Annotated in this window: 14 protein-coding genes; 5 read left to right on the top strand and 9 right to left on the bottom strand. The window is 70.7% G+C overall.

The window, feature by feature from the left end; translation table 11 throughout:
- Window positions 1-28 precede the first annotated feature (28 nt).
- Entirely contained in the window at window positions 29-883 is an 855-nt protein-coding gene (locus tag BR39_RS0110730; protein ID WP_029911157.1) for a crotonase/enoyl-CoA hydratase family protein, read from the top strand.
- A gap of 87 nt (window positions 884-970) precedes the next feature.
- Complete coding sequence (locus BR39_RS0110725; protein WP_029911155.1) at window positions 971-1,501, top strand: GAF domain-containing protein; 531 nt, start codon at window positions 971-973, stop codon at window positions 1,499-1,501.
- An 8-nt stretch (window positions 1,502-1,509) separates the two neighbouring features.
- On the opposite strand, the gene BR39_RS0110720 is transcribed toward BR39_RS0110725, so the two are convergent.
- The 8 genes from BR39_RS0110720 to BR39_RS0110685 all read right to left on the bottom strand — a co-directional run bounded on the left by BR39_RS0110720 (window position 1,510) and on the right by BR39_RS0110685 (window position 9,188).
- The gene (locus tag BR39_RS0110720) at window positions 1,510-2,556 is read right to left on the bottom strand and encodes a nitronate monooxygenase family protein (RefSeq protein ID WP_029911152.1); all 1,047 of its coding nucleotides are present in this window, start codon (window positions 2,554-2,556) and stop codon (window positions 1,510-1,512) included.
- Window positions 2,557-2,621: 65 nt separating this feature from the next.
- Window positions 2,622-2,858, bottom strand: coding sequence for a 4-oxalocrotonate tautomerase family protein (locus tag BR39_RS0110715; protein ID WP_029911149.1), 237 nt, complete (start codon window positions 2,856-2,858; stop codon window positions 2,622-2,624).
- Window positions 2,859-2,872: 14 nt separating this feature from the next.
- Window positions 2,873-3,583, bottom strand: a complete 711-nt coding sequence (locus BR39_RS0110710) for an SDR family NAD(P)-dependent oxidoreductase (RefSeq protein ID WP_029911146.1) — start codon at window positions 3,581-3,583, stop codon at window positions 2,873-2,875.
- Between the two features lie 257 nt (window positions 3,584-3,840).
- Window positions 3,841-4,779, bottom strand: a complete 939-nt coding sequence (locus BR39_RS0110705; RefSeq protein ID WP_029911143.1) for a LysR family transcriptional regulator — start codon at window positions 4,777-4,779, stop codon at window positions 3,841-3,843.
- A 213-nt stretch (window positions 4,780-4,992) separates the two neighbouring features.
- The gene (locus BR39_RS0110700) at window positions 4,993-6,240 is read right to left on the bottom strand and encodes a pentapeptide repeat-containing protein (RefSeq protein ID WP_029911140.1); all 1,248 of its coding nucleotides are present in this window, start codon (window positions 6,238-6,240) and stop codon (window positions 4,993-4,995) included.
- 67 nt (window positions 6,241-6,307) lie between these two features.
- A complete protein-coding gene (locus tag BR39_RS0110695; protein WP_029911133.1) occupies window positions 6,308-7,267 on the bottom strand; it encodes a magnesium transporter CorA family protein in 960 nt (319 codons plus the stop codon).
- Window positions 7,268-7,318: 51 nt separating this feature from the next.
- Window positions 7,319-8,023 carry a CHAP domain-containing protein gene (locus tag BR39_RS0110690; RefSeq protein ID WP_029911130.1) on the bottom strand — a complete coding sequence of 235 codons (705 nt, stop codon included), beginning with the start codon at window positions 8,021-8,023 and terminating at the stop codon, window positions 7,319-7,321.
- A gap of 67 nt (window positions 8,024-8,090) precedes the next feature.
- A complete protein-coding gene (locus BR39_RS0110685; RefSeq protein ID WP_029911127.1) occupies window positions 8,091-9,188 on the bottom strand; it encodes an acyltransferase in 1,098 nt (365 codons plus the stop codon).
- Window positions 9,189-9,305: 117 nt separating this feature from the next.
- On the opposite strand from BR39_RS0110685, the gene BR39_RS0110680 reads away from it, so the two are divergent.
- Both BR39_RS0110680 and BR39_RS0110675 read left to right on the top strand, forming a co-directional pair.
- Window positions 9,306-10,079 (top strand): TerC family protein, encoded by a 774-nt coding sequence (locus BR39_RS0110680; protein WP_029911124.1) that lies wholly within the window; start codon window positions 9,306-9,308, stop codon window positions 10,077-10,079.
- Between the two features lie 193 nt (window positions 10,080-10,272).
- Window positions 10,273-11,859, top strand: a complete 1,587-nt coding sequence (locus BR39_RS0110675) for an MDR family MFS transporter (protein ID WP_029911121.1) — start codon at window positions 10,273-10,275, stop codon at window positions 11,857-11,859.
- A 98-nt stretch (window positions 11,860-11,957) separates the two neighbouring features.
- Here BR39_RS0110675 and BR39_RS0110670 read toward each other — a convergent pair whose 3' ends face one another.
- On the bottom strand, window positions 11,958-14,120 hold the full coding sequence (locus BR39_RS0110670; protein ID WP_029911118.1) for a primosomal protein N': 2,163 nt from the start codon (window positions 14,118-14,120) through the stop codon (window positions 11,958-11,960).
- 168 nt (window positions 14,121-14,288) lie between these two features.
- Between BR39_RS0110670 and BR39_RS0110665 the strand changes: the two genes are divergently transcribed.
- Window positions 14,289-14,969 carry a DUF484 family protein gene (locus BR39_RS0110665; protein ID WP_029911115.1) on the top strand — a complete coding sequence of 227 codons (681 nt, stop codon included), beginning with the start codon at window positions 14,289-14,291 and terminating at the stop codon, window positions 14,967-14,969.
- The last annotated feature ends 97 nt before the right edge of the window (window positions 14,970-15,066 follow it).

The raw sequence follows: 15,066 nt of genomic DNA, 5'->3' as shown, positions 1-15,066 counted from the left end.
AGAGAGCCGACGACAGGGAGAGACGCACGTGGGTAACAAGCCAGACTATAGCTGCTTCGATGTCGAGATCGAGACAGGCGTCGCCCATATCCGCCTCAAGCGCCCCGAGGCGCTGAACACCATGACCCGGGCGTTCTGGAACGAGCTGCCGCAGATCGTCCGCGACATCGACCACAACGCCCGCGCCCGCTGCATCGTCATCTCCTCGACGGGCAAGCATTTCTGCGCCGGCATGGACCTGTCGGTGTTCACCGACGGCGAGGGCGTGACCGGCGGCGAGCCGGCCGACCGCTTCGTGGCCGCCGAGAGCTTCCGCCGCCACGTGCACCACCTGCAGGACACCTTCAACTGCCTGGACGAGGCGCGCATGCCGGTGATCGCCGCCATCCAGGGCGGCTGCATCGGCGGGGCGGTGGACTTCACCAGCGCCTGCGACATCCGCTACGCCAGCGCCGACGCCTTCTTCACGATCCACGAGATCAACATCGGCATGACCGCCGACGTCGGCACCTTCCCGCGCCTGTGCAAGCTGATCCCCGAGGGCTGGGTGCGCGAGCTGGCCTACACCGGCCGTCGCCTGCCCGCCGCCCGGGCCCGCGAGATCGGCCTGGTCAACGAGGTGTTCGCCACCCACGAGGAGGTGGTCGCCCACGCCCTGGAGACGGCCCGCGAGATCGCGTCCAAGTCTCCGCTGGCCGTGGCCGGCAGCAAGGTGATGATCAACTACGCCCGCGACCACACGATCAAGGACGGGCTGGACTACATCGCCACCTGGCAGACGGGCATGTTCTCGCCGCCGCACATGCTGGAGGCCTTCCAGGCCAAGGCCCAGGGCCGCGAGCCGGTCTATCCCGACCTGGTCCCGCTGAAGAAGCGGATGTAGGCCGCCCGGCCGACCTGCAACGAAGCGCTCCGCGACAGGGTTACGAAAGGGGCGTCCGACGCCCTCTTCGCGGAGGCGCGTGCGCTCATGCCCTTTTCGCATCTGCTCGACATGGCCCTCGCCCAGCGCGACCGCGAGGCGCAGGCCGAACGCGCCGCCGGCGACAGTCTCGAAGCGATCCTGGACCGCCACCTGCTGGCCGTCGAGGCGACGGCGGACGACCTGCTGACCTCGGTGCTGCTGCTGGACGACGAGGGGCGTCACCTGCTGCACGGCGCGGCGCCCAGCATGCCCAAGGCCTTCTGCGACGCCATCCACGGCCAGGAGATCGGCCCGGGACGAGGGTCGTGCGGCACGGCGGCCTATCTGGGACACGCGGTCTATGTCACCGACATCGCCACCAATCCGCTGTGGGCCGACTTCCGCGAGCTGGCCCTGGAGCACGGCCTGCGCGCCTGCTGGTCGACGCCGATCGACGCCGCCCCGGGCCGGGTGATCGGCACCTTCGCCATCTACCACCACCTGCCCCGGGGCCCGACGGTCGAGGAGCGGACCTCGATCCACCTGATCATGGGCCACGTGGCCGACGCGATCCTGGCGTCGCGCGCGCCCGCTTAGAAGATCGCCTAGACGCCCGCCAGCGCCCGGGTCAGGTCGGCCGACGACATCGGCCGGGCCACGCGGAAGGCTTGTCCCGCCCACAGCGGGGTGAAGTCGCCGCGCCCCGCCGCCTCGGCCGCCTTGCGCAGCGGCCCCACCGCCGCGCCCGCCGTCGGGAAGGCCGGGGCCAGGTCCGACAGCGGGCCCAGCTCGGTCATCAGCCGGTTGACGATCCCCCGCGCCGGACGGCCGGTGAACAGGTTGGTGACCGCGGTGTCCTCGGCGCTGGACAGCAGGTCGCGATGGACCTGCGAGATCCCGGCCTCGGGCGTCAGCAGATAGGCGGTGCCGACCTGGGCCGCCTGGGCGCCCAGGGCGAAGGCGGCCAGCACGCCGCGCCGGTCGGCGATCCCGCCCGCCGCGATCACCGGGACCGAGACGGCGTCGGCGATGCGCGGGACCAGGGCGAAGGTCCCCACCTGGGTCGCCATGTCGTCGGTCAGGAAGTTGCCGCGATGGCCGCCGGCCTCGTAGCCCATGGCGATGACCGCATCGACGCCGCGTTCCTCCAGCCACAGGGCCTCGGCCACGGTGGTGGCGGACGAGAGCACCTTGGCGCCTGTGCGCCTGACCCGGTCCAGCAGGTCGGGCGCGGGCAGGCCGAAGTGGAAGCTGACCACCTCGGGGCGATAGTCCTCGACCACCTTGCAGAAGGCGTCGTCGAAGGGCGCGCGGCCGCCGGCCGGCAGGGGCATGTCGGGATCGAGCCCGGCCTCGACATAGTAGGGCTTCAGCCGCGCCCGCCAGGCGGCCTGGCGGGCGGGGTCCTCGGCGGGCGGCGTGTGGGTGAAGAAGTTGAGGTTGATCGGCGCCGTCGTGCCGGCCCGCACCGTGTCCAGCGCCTCGCGCAGTAGGCTTTCCGAATAGACGGCGCTGGGCAGCGAGCCCAGGCCGCCGGCCTTGGCGACGGCGACCACCATCTGCGGCGTGGTGAAGTTGGCCATCGGCGCCTGGATGATCGGCAGCTCGACGCCGAGGAGGTCCAGCAGGCGGTTGGGGGTTTCGGAACCCATGGCTGACGTCCTGTTCTTGAAGGGGGCGGGCCGCCGCGACGGGCGGCCCTTCGGGTGCGGCGGGATCAGGCCTGGCCGGCCGCCCGTCGCTGGCGGAACTCCAGGGCGGGCAGGCCGCCCCAGCCCCAGTTCTCGAGCGGGACCTCGTCGATGACGACGAAGGTCGAGTCCAGCGGCTTGCCCAGCACGTCCAGCAGCAGCTGGCTGGCGCCGGCGATCAGCCGGGCCTTCTCCTCGGCGGTGACGGCGTCGCGGCCGGGGCCGGAGCCTTCGCGGGTGACCTGGATGGTGACGATGGGCATGACGACCTCCTGACCTAGTGACCGGCGCTCTGGCCGCCGTCGACGTGCAGGATCTCGCCCGTCACGAAGCCGGCGGTCTCAAGATAGAGCACGGCCTCGACCACGTCGCGGATGTCGCCCAGGCGGCCCACCGGGTGCAGGCCGGCCAGGAAGGCGTGGGTCTCGGGCGCGTGCATCGGGGTCTTGATCACCCCGGGCGAGACGGCGTTGACCCGCACGCCCTTGTCGGCCAGCTCGATGGCCAGGGACTTGGTCGCCGCGTTGAGGCCGCCCTTGGTCAGGCTGGCCAGCACCGAGGGCACCTGCGAGTTGGCGTTGTCGGTCAGGCTGGTGGTGATGCTGACGACGTGGCCCGAGCCCTGCTTCAGCATCTGGGCGACGGCGCGCTGGGTGACGTGGAAGAAGCCGACCACGTTGGTCGAGAGGTTGGCCTCGAAGTCCTCCTGGGTGAAGGCGGTGAACGGCTTGGCGGTGAAGATGCCCGCGTTGTTGACCAGGGTGTCGATCCGGCCGAAGCGGGCGATGGCCTCGGCCACCACGCGCTCGGCGGTGGCGGGGTCGCCGATGTCGCCGGCCACGGCCAGGACATCGGGGTCGCTCCCCTGCTGGATCGAGCGGGACGTGGCCACCACCCGATAGTCGCGGTCGCGATAGGCCTTCACCAGGGCCGCGCCGATGCCTTGCGACGCGCCCGTGACGATGGCGACCTTGCGTTCGTTGCTCATGATCTTGCCTCGATGACTGCCGCCGCGGGGATCGCGTCCGGCGATGTCGTCAAGGTGGTCCCGTTCATGGATCGGCGGAATGATCAGTGAAAGGCGGACACTCTTCCGTAGATCGATATAATCGAAACACCCCAATCGTTGTCACCCCGGAAGCCTCGCAGAGGCTGTCCGGGACCCAGGGGACTGGGCTGACGCCTTGCGGCTCGCCTGGGTCCCGGACAAGCGCTGCGCGCTTTCCGGGATGACAACGGAAAGAGCTACGCCGCCCCCAGCGCCCCCGCCTCGGCCGACAGCCGCGCGAAGGCCGCCCGCAGCCTCGGGGCGGCGAAGTCCAGGAAGGCGCGGACCTTCGGCACGGCGGTGCGGCCCTGGGGCGTCAGAAGGTGCACCGGCAAGGGCGGCGGCTCGGCGTCGCGCAGCAGGATGCGCAAGGACCCGTCCCGCACCTGCTCGGCCACGTGGTAGGTGTAGAGCCGCGTCACGCCCTGGCCGTCGACCGCCGAGGCCAGGGCGGCCCGCACGCTGTTGACCACCAGCCGGGGCTTGAAGTGCACCGACCGGGCGATCGCCCCGCCGGGCGCGGGCGGGAACACCCAGGTGTCGTGGCCGAAATGGGTGGTGGTGACGATCCGGTGCTGGGTCAGGTCGCCGGGTTCGAGAATGCGCGGATGCCGGTCCAGGTAGCGCGGTGCGGCGACGATCACCCGCTTGACGTCGCCGCCCACCCGCACGGCCACCATCGCGGAGTCCGGCAGCTGGCCCACGCGCAGGGCGACGTCGATCCCCTCCTCCACCAGGTTGGCGTGGCGGTCCAGCAGCAGCAGGTTCACCGCCACGGCCGGATAGGCGTCCAGGAAGGCGTCGATGATCGGGTGCAGGATCTCCTCGCCGCTGATCGGCGGGGCGGTGAGGGTCAGGGTGCCGCGCGGGGCCGAGCGTTCGCCCAGGGCGATCAGGTCGGCCTCCTCCAGGTCGACCAGCACCCGGCGGCAGGCGGCGGCGTAGCGCTCGCCGGCCTCGCTGAGCCGCAGCGACCGCGTCGTGCGATGCAGCAGCTCGGCCCCGACATGGTTCTCCAGGAAGGCGATGGCCCGGCTGACCGCCGCCGGCGAGCGGCCCAGCTTGCGTCCGGCGCCAGCCAGGCTGCCCTCGTCCAGAGCCGCCACGAACACCCGCATCGCCTCGATACGATCCATGCGAACCCTCCGTTTTGCGTTGGGATGGAGCCTGGAGGGAAGGGATAGCGCCGGATGGTGGAATGATCCATCCGCCACCCAATCGTTGTCATCCCGGAAGCCTCGCAGAGGCTGTCCGGGACCCAGGAGACTGGGCGAAGGCGGTGCGGCCCACCTGGGTCCCGAACAAGCGCTGCGCGCTTTCCGGGATGACAACCTTTTGGGGCCGGGGCGCTAGAGCGCGAACCCCTCGGGCAGCTCCGCGCTGGTCAGGTCGCAGCCGTCCAGCTTGCAGCGGGTCAGGTCGGCCTCGATCAGGCGCACCCGGCGGGCGCTGGCCCCGGTCAGGTCGGCGCCACGCAGCACGGCGCGGCTGAGGTCGGCGCGCAGGACGCGGCCCTGGGCGATGTCCAGCGGCCCCAGCTTGGCGCCGGAAAGGTCGGCCCGCGACAGCTGGGCCCCGACCAGGCGCGCGCCGCGCAGGTCGGCCCCGCGCAGATTGACCCCGCGCAGGTCGGCGTCGGCCAGGTTGGCGCCCTGCAGCTGGACGTTCTCCAGGTCCATGCCGAAGAAGATCGCGCCCGGCGCCGAGAGGCCGGCCAGGCGCCGTCCGCGCAGCCGGCGCAGCGGCCGGAAGTCGGTCGAGGGCGCCTTGGCCGGGGCGCCGTCGCGACCGTCGCTGGTCACGAACAGCTCGTGCGCCTCCAGCACCTCGTGCAGGGGCGCGTCGTCCACATAGATGATCGGCGGCGGGGCGCGCAGCACTTCGGTTAGGTCGGCCCCGTCGAAGGTGGTCCCGGCCAGGTCGGCGCCCGACAGCACGGCCCGGCGCAGCGAGGCGCCGCTGAGGTCGGCGTTGTAGAGATTGGCCCGCGAGAGATCGGCGCCGTTCAGGGTGGCGCGGTTCAGCCGCGCCCCCTGCAGGCTGACCCCGGCCAGGTCGGCGTCGGTCAGGTCGGCCACCCGGGTGAAGGCGTCGCCCAGCTGGGCGCCGTCCAGCCGCGCCCCGCGCGTCACGGCGCGGTCCAGCTCGCCCCGCCGTTCGCGGTGCCGCAGGATCTTGAAGCCGTCGATGCTGTCCTGGGTGGCGGTGACGCCCTCGCGCAGGTCGCAGCCCGACAGGTCGGCGCCGGCGAGGTTGGCCCCGCGCAGGCACACGCCGCGCAGGTCGCAGCGCGCGAGGTTGGCGTCGCGCAGGTCGGCGTCGCGCAGGTCGGCCCCGTACAGCGTGGCCCGGGTCAGCACCGCCCGCGCCAGCAGGGCGCCGGACAGGCGCGCGCCGGTCAGGTCGGCCTCGGAAAGGTCGACGCCCTCCAGGCTGACATTGTCGAGATCGACATAGGACAGGTTGGCGCGGGTCCCGGCCGGCAGCCCCTTCAGATAGCGCGCGTGCGCCTCGATCGCGGCCTTCAGCGCCTTGGGCGCGAGCGTGCGGATCAGGGTCTGCTGGGGGGTCTGACGGCTGGAGGGGGCGGCGGGCATGTCACGGCTCTTTTCGCCGAACCGTGTCACGCCATCTTTAAGGAAACGTTCAGTTTGTCGAGAAAACTCAAAGCCATCCGCGCCGCTTGAACCACAGCAGCGGCCCGGCCGCGGCCATGACCATCAGCACCAGGGCGAACGGATAGCCGTGCAGCCAGGCCAGTTCGGGCATGTGCGTGAAGTTCATGCCGTAGATGCCGGCGATCAGGGTCGGCGGCAGGAACACGATCGAGAACACCGAGAAGATCTTGAAGATGGCGTTCTGCTCGATGTTGATCAGGCCCAGGGCCGCGTCGAGCAGGAAGGTGATGTTGCCCGACAGGTAGCCGGCGTGGTCGGTGATCGACTGGACGTCGCGCTGCAGCGACTTCAGGTGATCACGCAGCTCCTTGTCGCCCTCGAACTGGGCGGCCAGCGAGGCGAAGCTGAGCAGGCGGGCCAGGCTGACCAGGCTGTCGCGGGCCTTGGAATTGACGATCTGGGCCCGGCCCAGGCGGTTGAGGATCGCCTCGAACGCCGCGCCGCGCGGGCGGCCGAAGATGGCCCGCGACTGGGCCTCGACGTCGGACGAGGTGCGCTCGAGGATGTCGGCGGTGCGGTCGATCACCGCGTCCAGCAGGCCCAGGAACGTCTGGGCCCCGCTGGGGCAAAGGCTGGGCTGGCGCTCGGCCTGGGCGGCGAACACCGCGAACGACTTGGGCTCGACATAGCGGATGGTCACCAGCCGGTCGCCGGTCAGAACGAAGGTCACCGGGGCGGCGGTGGGCAGGTCGCCGTCGGCGTTGACCAGCACCGTGGCGGTCATGAACGTGCCGCCGTCCTCCTGGTAGAGGCGCGAGGAGGCCTCGATCTCGGCCATCTCCTCGCGGGTGGGCAGCAGCAGGCCGATCGACTTCTCGACGGCCACTTCCTCGGCGCGGGTGGGGCTGACCAGCTCGATCCACACCGCGTCGGCGGGCAGCGCCCAGTCGGGCGTCAAGCCGCCGGGCTCGAAGCCCGGCGCGCCGTGGCGCAGCACCCTCAGCATGGATGTGGAACCTTGTTCACGCGCCGGGCATGGCCCAGAGCGCGCACCACGTCAACGCGTGGCTTGCGGCTTGTCGGCGTCTTGCGGCGGACCCGAGCCCTGGGATTGGGCGATCAGGGCGGCGATGCGGTCGGTCGAGTCGGCGGCCTGGTTGATCATGTCCAGCGGCGAGGAGACCCGCACCGAGGCGGCGACCTGGTTGGCGGCGGACTTGGCCAGCGAGACGGCGGCGTTCTGGGCCAGGGCCAGCTTGCTGGTGGCGGCGGCGATCGTGACCGCCTGGTTGTTCTGGTAGATGAAGCCGTGGGTCGGATAGACCGTGGTGCCCAGGTCGCGGATCGGATCGTACCAGACCTTGACCTGGCTCCAGTCGCCGGCCGGCGACACGTCGACCACGGTGACGTCCTTTTCGATCTGGCCGCGGCCGCCGTCGATCACCGACCAGTTGGCGTGGGTCACCTGGATCACGCGGTCGGTCAGCACCTGGCTGACGAAGGCGACGTGGCCGAGGTTCATGCGGGCGGTCGGCTTGAAGCAGAGCACCGCGCCGGCGCGGGGCACGAAGCCGGTGTCGTACTTGCCGACGGCTTGCGACCACCACGTCCGGGCGTCGCCGAAGATCTGGATACCCGACATCAGACGCGCGAACGGAACGCACTGCCAATACCCGTCAGCGACCGCGCCGGACATCGGCACGAGGCTGATCATGGCGGCAGCGGCCAGGGAACCCAGGAGGGTTCTCGTCCGTTTCGTCATGCTGTGGGTACTCCCCGCGTCACTAGGGTTAAGGGATAACCCTCGCAGGGAAAGATGAAAAGACCGTTTATCCGGCTTTTGCCGTGGCAGGTCGTCGCTCCCGCCAGCCGTTCGCCCAAGCTTTCATGCGCTCACGCATCGGCTTTTCGATGATGTGATACGACAGCGCCGACAGCGGGACCAGTGCGGCGACGATTAACAGCCAAGCATAGAGCGGCAGCTGATCTCCATCGATCTTGAGAAGCTTCTCCGCGGCGTTGACCGCCAGGATCTTCCACGGGATGCAGATCATGTAGGTCGAGTAGCTGATCTCACCCAAGTACACGAGCGGGGCCTGGGTCGCGAAGGACGAGCCCGTGGCGGCCAGGCCGGCCAGGGTGACGATCAGGGCGCCCAGCGTCATGACAATCACTTGATCGGGCGCCTGGAAGTGCACCGCCAGCAGCGCCGCGGCGCCCGCCAGGCAGGCGCCGATCCCCGAGAATCGGCCGGTGACCGCGCCCGAGCGCCACAGGGCGTGCAGGGCGCAGCCGTAGGCGAAGCACGGCACGATGCGCAGGAAGCCCCAGCGGATGGTCGCCTCGGTCAGCGGGAAGCCCGCCAGGGTCTGGAACAGCGGATAGAGGCCGGCGATCAGGGCCAGGGCCAGGCCGACCGCCAGGCGCGGCCGGTCGCGCAGCCGCCAGGCGGCCCAGGCGAAGGCCGGGAAGCAGAGATAGGCGAACCACTCGGCCGAGATCGACCACGACGGATGGTTCCAGCCCGACACCGGCGCGAAGCCCCAGGCCTGGACCAGCAGCAGGTTGGCCGGCAGGGCGTTCCAGGCCAGCATGTTCGGGTCGACGGCGATCCCGGCCAGGCCGGCGGCGAAGGCCATCAGACCCACGCCCGCCAGGGTGGCCAGGTGCAGCGGATAGACCCGCGCCAGCCGGTTCCACAGGAAGTCACCGTAGCGGAAGGTCCCCCTCCCCACGCCCTGCAGATAGACGTGGCAGAGGATGAAGCCCGACAGGGTGAAGAACGCCTCGACGCCCAGATAGCCCTTGCCGATCACCGCCGGCGGGACCGCCGCCGAGAGGTTCGGCCAATAGTGGTACATCACCACCCAGAAGGCGGCGAAGAACCGAAGGGCCGTCAGGGGCTTGATATTGGCGGCGTCGGGCATCATCTCGATTCTCGGTTCGGCGAAGCCTGGGGGCTTCCGTCGCGTTCCTTGCATGAACGGCGCCTCTTGAGGGGGAGGCGATGGCGCGTTTTCCGAACCGGAACCTAGATCGGTACGATGAACGAACTCCTTCACCTCGCCGCGGACCCAGCCGTCTGGGCCGCCCTGGTCACGCTGATCGTCATGGAAGTCGTGCTTGGCATCGACAACCTGGTGTTCATCTCCATCCTCTCCAACAAGCTGCCGCCCGAACATCGACAGAGGGTGCGTCGGATCGGCATCTCCCTGGCCCTGATCATGCGGCTGGTCCTGCTCTCGACCATCGCCTTCATCGTGGGCCTGACCGCCCCGGTGTTCGACCTGGGCCTGACCGGGCCGCTCTCCCACGGGGAACCGAGTTTCGAGACGGCCTTCTCGTGGCGCGACCTGATCCTGATCGCCGGCGGCCTGTTCCTGATCTGGAAGGCCACCAAGGAAATCCACCACAACGTCGATCCGGACGCCGGGGAGGCCGCGCCCGACGTCAAGACGGCGGCGATCTCCAACATCGGCGGGGCGATCTTCCAGATCATTCTGCTGGACCTGGTGTTCTCGATCGACTCGATCCTGACCGCCGTGGGCATGACCGACCACCTGCCGGTGATGATCATCGCCGTGATCGTGGCCGTGACCGTGATGCTGCTGGCCGCCGACCCGCTGGCCAACTTCATCAACGACAACCCCACCGTCGTCATGCTGGCCCTGGGCTTCCTGCTGATGATCGGGGCGGTGCTGATCGCCGAGGGCTTCGGGGTGCATGTGCCCAAGGGCTACATCTACGCCGCCATGGCCTTCTCGGCCGGGGTCGAGGGGCTGAACATGCTGTCGCGGCGGCGGGGACGGGGGAAGTAGCCCCCTCCGGCCCTCCGGGCCACCTCCCCCTGAGGGGGAGGATCTAGGCCGTGCGGATGCTCCCCCTCGGGGGGGAGCTGTCGCGTAGCGACTGAGGGGGCTCTCGCGGGAGCCCCCTTCTTTCCCCCACGTTCCGACTTGCGGACCGCCCCACGCGACCGCATGTAGCGGCGCGACACCGCAGGGGGATGCGATGACGACCGCCCAGACCTTCACCGACACCGAGCGCCGGACCACCCTGGCCGGGCTGATGATCGTGTTCCTGCTCAGCGCCTTGGACCAGACCGTGGTCTCCACGGCCATGCCGCGGATCATCGCCGAGCTGAACGGCCTGACCCTCTACGCCTGGGTGACCACCGCCTACCTGCTGAGCTCGACGGTGATGGTGCCGATCTGGGGCAAGCTGGGCGACATCTACGGGCGCAAGCCGGTGCTGCTGTCGGGCATCGCCATCTTCCTGGCCGGCTCGTGGCTGTCGGGCCTGTCGGGCGAGTTCGGCAACGTGCTGGGCATGAGCGGCATGGTCCAGCTGATCGTCTTCCGCGCCCTGCAGGGGATCGGCGGCGGGGCGCTGTTCACCACCGCCTTCGCGATCATCGCCGACCTCTATCCGCCGCGCGAGCGGGGCAAGTTCGCCGGCATCTTCGGCTCGGTGTTCGGCCTGGCCAGCGTGCTGGGCCCGCTGATCGGCGGCTATTTCACCGACCACGGCACGGTGCATCTGGGCTCGCACGTGATCGCCGGCTGGCGCTGGGTGTTCTACGTCAACCTGCCGCTCAGCCTGCTGTCCCTGTTCATGATCCTGGTGAAGATGCCGCCGCTGCATCACCGCAGCTCCGGCGCGGTCGACGTGGCGGGCGCGATCCTGCTGGTCGCCGCCTTCGTGCCGCTGCTGCTGGCGCTGAGCCTGGGCGGCCACGACTTCGCCTGGAGCTCGCCCCAGAGCCTGGGCCTGTTCGCCTTCGCGGCCGTGGCCCTGGGCGCGTTCCTGTTCATCGAGACCAAGGTCAGCAACCCGTTGGTGCCGCTGCGCCTGTTCCGCAACCGGGTGTTCGCCACCTCCAACCTGGCCGGCTTCCTGATCTCGGTGGCCTTCCTGGGCGTGGTGACCTTCCTGCCGCTCTACATGCAGCTGGGCCTGGGGGTGGACGCCACCACCTCGGGCCTGGCCATCCTGCCGCTGATGGGCGGGCTGATCGTGGCCTCCACCGCCGCCGGCCAGATCGCCAGCAAGACCGGCCGCTACAAGCCGCTGATGATCGCCGGGGCGGTGCTGCTGCTGGTCGGCATCGGCCTGCTGACCCGGGTGACCGCCCACACCACCCTGATGGACCTGTGCTGGCGGATGGCCATCGTCGGCCTGGGCCTGGGCCCCGGCCAGAGCATGTTCAACCTGGCCACCCAGAACGCCGTCGAGGTGCGCGACATCGGCGTGGCCACCAGCTCCAACCAGTTCTTCCGCCAGATCGGCTCGACGATCGGGGTGGCGGTGTTCGGCGCCCTCTTGACCCACCGCCTGGCCAGCGAGGGCCAGGGGCTGGACCTGGGCCAGCTGCAGGGCATGACCCTGAAGGCCACGGCCCCCAATGGCGCTGGGGGCGCCGCGCGCCACGCCGACCCCGCCCTGGCCCAGGCCCTGACCCACGCCATCACCGGCGTGTTCGCCGCGGGGCTGATCGTGATCGCCCTGGGCCTGGTGGTGATCTTCCTGATCCCGGAGCTGCCCCTGCGTGGGCGGCAGCCTGGGCCGGAGCCGGTGCTGGAGAAGGAGCCGGTTTAGGACGCGACCGAAGGTGGGGACACACACTCACCCCAAGGCCGCGCCAGGTTCGCATCGCGTTTGGCCGTGAGTGTGTGTCCCCTGTTCCGGGCGCGGCCCTACAAGAAACTGTACGGGTCCACGTCGAACACCACGCGCACCGAGTTCGGGACCTTGGCCCGCGCGCGCCAGGCGGCCAGGAAGCCCTGCAGGTCGACCGATCGCTCGGCCCGCACCAGGAAGCGCTTGCGCCGCCGCCCGCGCACCAGGGCCAGCGGCGCGTCGGCGGGGCCGAAGACCTCGACGCCCTCGGCGTTGGGCGTCGCGGCCGCCAGGGCGTTGCAGTAGTCCTCCAGGGCCACGGGATCGGGGCCGGTGGCGATCACCGCCGCCAAGCGGCCGAACGGCGGCAGGCCAGCCTCCTGGCGCATCATCATCTCAGCCTCGACGAAGGCGTCGCGGTCCTGGGCCTTCAGGGCCTGGAGCACGCCGTGCTCGGGCGAATAGGTCTGGAGCAGCGCCCGGCCCGGCTTCTCGTGCCTTCCTGCCCGGCCCGCCGCCTGGGCCAGCAGCTGGAACGTCCGCTCCCCGGCCCGCAGGTCGCCGCCGCGTAAGGAAAGGTCGGCGTCCACCACGCCCACCAGGGTCAGGTTGGGGAAGTTGTGGCCCTTGGCGGCGGCCTGGGTGGCCACCAGGATGTCGATCTCGCCCGCCGCCATGCTGTCGACCAGGGCCCGCGCCCCGGCCGCGTCGAACACCGTGTCGGACGAGAACACCGCGATCCGCGCGTCGGGGAACAGGTGGCGCGCCTCCTCCTCGACCCGCTCCACGCCGGGGCCGATCGAGGTCAGGCTGTCCTTGGCCCCGCAGTGCGGGCAGGCCTCGGGCTTCTTCATCGAGAAGCCCGTCAGGTGGCAGACCAGGCGGCCGGTGTAGCGGTGCTCGACCAGCCAGCTGTCGGTGTCGGGCGACTTCATCTTCTCGCCGCAGGCCCGGCACAGCACCAGGGGCGCATAGCCCCGGCGGTTCAGGAACAGCAGGCTCTGCTCGCCGCGCGACAGGGCCACCGACACCGCCTTGACCAGCGGCGGCGACAGCCAGCGGCCCGGCTCGGGCGGGGTCTCGCGCATGTCGATCAGGCCGATGTCGGGCAGTTGGGCCGCGCCGTGGCGGGCCGACAGGCGCAGCCAGCGATAGCGGCCCTGCTGGGCGTTCCACAGGCTTTCCAGCGACGGCGTGGCCGAGGCCAGCACCACCAGCGCCCCTTCGATCTTGGCGCGGGCCACGGCCAGGTCGCGGGCCTGGTAGATGAAGCCCTCCTCCTGCTTGAAGCTGCCGTCGTGCTCCTCGTCCACCACCACCAGCCGCAGCTTGCGGAACGGCAGGAACAGGGCCGAGCGGGCCCCGACCACGATCCGCGCCTTGCCGGTGGCGACGCCCTCCCAGGCCCGGCGGCGCCTGGGCGGTGAGACGGCCGAGTGCCACTCGACGGGGGCGGCGCCGAACCGCGCCTCGAAGCGGGCCAGCACCGCCTGGGTCAGGGCGATCTCGGGCAGCAGGATCAGCACCTGGCTTTCGGGATCGGCGGCCAGGGCGGCGGCCACGGCCTCCAGATAGACCTCGGTCTTGCCCGAGCCGGTCACCCCGTCCAGCAGGGCCGCCTGGAAGCCGCCGGCCGCCAGCATCTCGGCCAGGACGTCGGCCGAGGCCTGCTGGCTGGGATTGAGGGTCTGGGGCGGCCGCGACAGGTCGGGCTGGGGGAAGCTGGTGTCGGGCTCGATCCAGGTGACGGCCAGCGCCCCTTCGTCGACCAGCCCCTTCACGACGCCCGCCGAGACGCCGGCGGCGGTCGCCAGGGCGCCCGAGGCCATCGGACCTTGCTCGGCGGCGGCCAGCACCTTCAGCCGCGCGGGCGTCATGCGGGCCGGCTGGGTCCCGGTCAGGGCCAGGGCCTTGTCGGGCTTGGCCGGCGGATGGCGCAGGCCGCGCAGGGCCATGGCCAGGGGCCAGCCGGGGATGTCGACCGAATAGCGCGCCGCCCACTCGATGAAGCTGAGCACGCCGGGCGGCAGGGGCGGGTCGTCCACCCGTTCCAGGACGGGTTTCAGCGGCCGGTTGCCGCCGGTCCCGTCGCGCAGGGCGGTGACCACGCCGCGAATCACGCGCGGCCCCAGGGGCACCGTCACGTGGTCGCCGACCTCCAGCCCCAGGCCTTCCGGCTCGGCGTAGTCGAACGCCTCGGGCAGCGGCATGGGCAACAGGACGGAGGCTATGCGGGGCATGGGACCAGACATCGGGGAAGCTTGGGTTCTGCCTCGGAAACGTCCCCAGGTCGAGAGGACCCGTCGCCGTCCCATCAAGCCGCTGTTAACCGACTTGGGGCTTCATCGACCCTGTCTCCTGTTGTGAACGATATGGGGACGAAGTGTGAACGGAGTAGGGCCGACCCCATGAGCGACGCGACGCAAGCCAAGCTGTTCCCGGCGGTCGACCCGGCGCTGATCCGCGACTTCCTGCGCGCCGAGCCCGATTTCCTGCACGGCGATCCCGACCTGCTCAGCGACCTGGGCCTGCGTCCGGACGCCAGCAATATCGTCGACTTCGGCCCCGCCGCCCTGGCCCGGGTCTCGGCCGCCCACGAGCGCGAGGCCACGTTCCGCCGCCAGATCGAGGCCACCGCCCGCGCCAACTTCTCGGCCCAGGCCCAGACCCATGCCGCGGTCATCGACCTGCTGGACGCCCGCAACCATTCCGACCTGGCCCGCCGGGTCGACGACATGGCGACCTTGCGCTTCGGCCTGACCGCCGGCGTCGTGGTGCTGGAAGGCCCCGGCCGCGTGCCCGCCGGCTGGCACGGCCTGATCGCCGGCCAGATCGACATGACCATGGGCGACCACGGCGTGGCCCGCATGGGCTTCCACGCCCCGGCCCTGGGCCTGTTCGGCGACCGCATCGAACAGATCAAGAGCATGGCCATCGTCCGCATGGCCCTGTGGGAGCCCTCGCGCCAGGGCCTGCTGGCCTTCGGCTCGTCCGACCCCGAGGGCTTCACGGCCGACATGGGCTCGGAGCTGGTCGCCTTCCTGGCCCGCGTCGTGGAGCGCACGGCCGAGCGCTGGCCGATCCTGTGAGACCCGTCATCCTCGGACTTGTTCCGAGGACCCCTGTGTCCGCCTTGTTGCCGTTTCCGAACGAGACGCCGCCGACGCCGCGCGCGCCCTGCGACGA

The organism is Caulobacter sp. UNC358MFTsu5.1 (genome assembly GCF_000712075.1).
Taxonomy (GTDB): Bacteria; Pseudomonadota; Alphaproteobacteria; order Caulobacterales; family Caulobacteraceae; genus Caulobacter.
The sequence above is the reverse complement of the archived record's forward strand: the minus strand, read 5'-3'. Positions and strand labels throughout refer to the sequence as shown.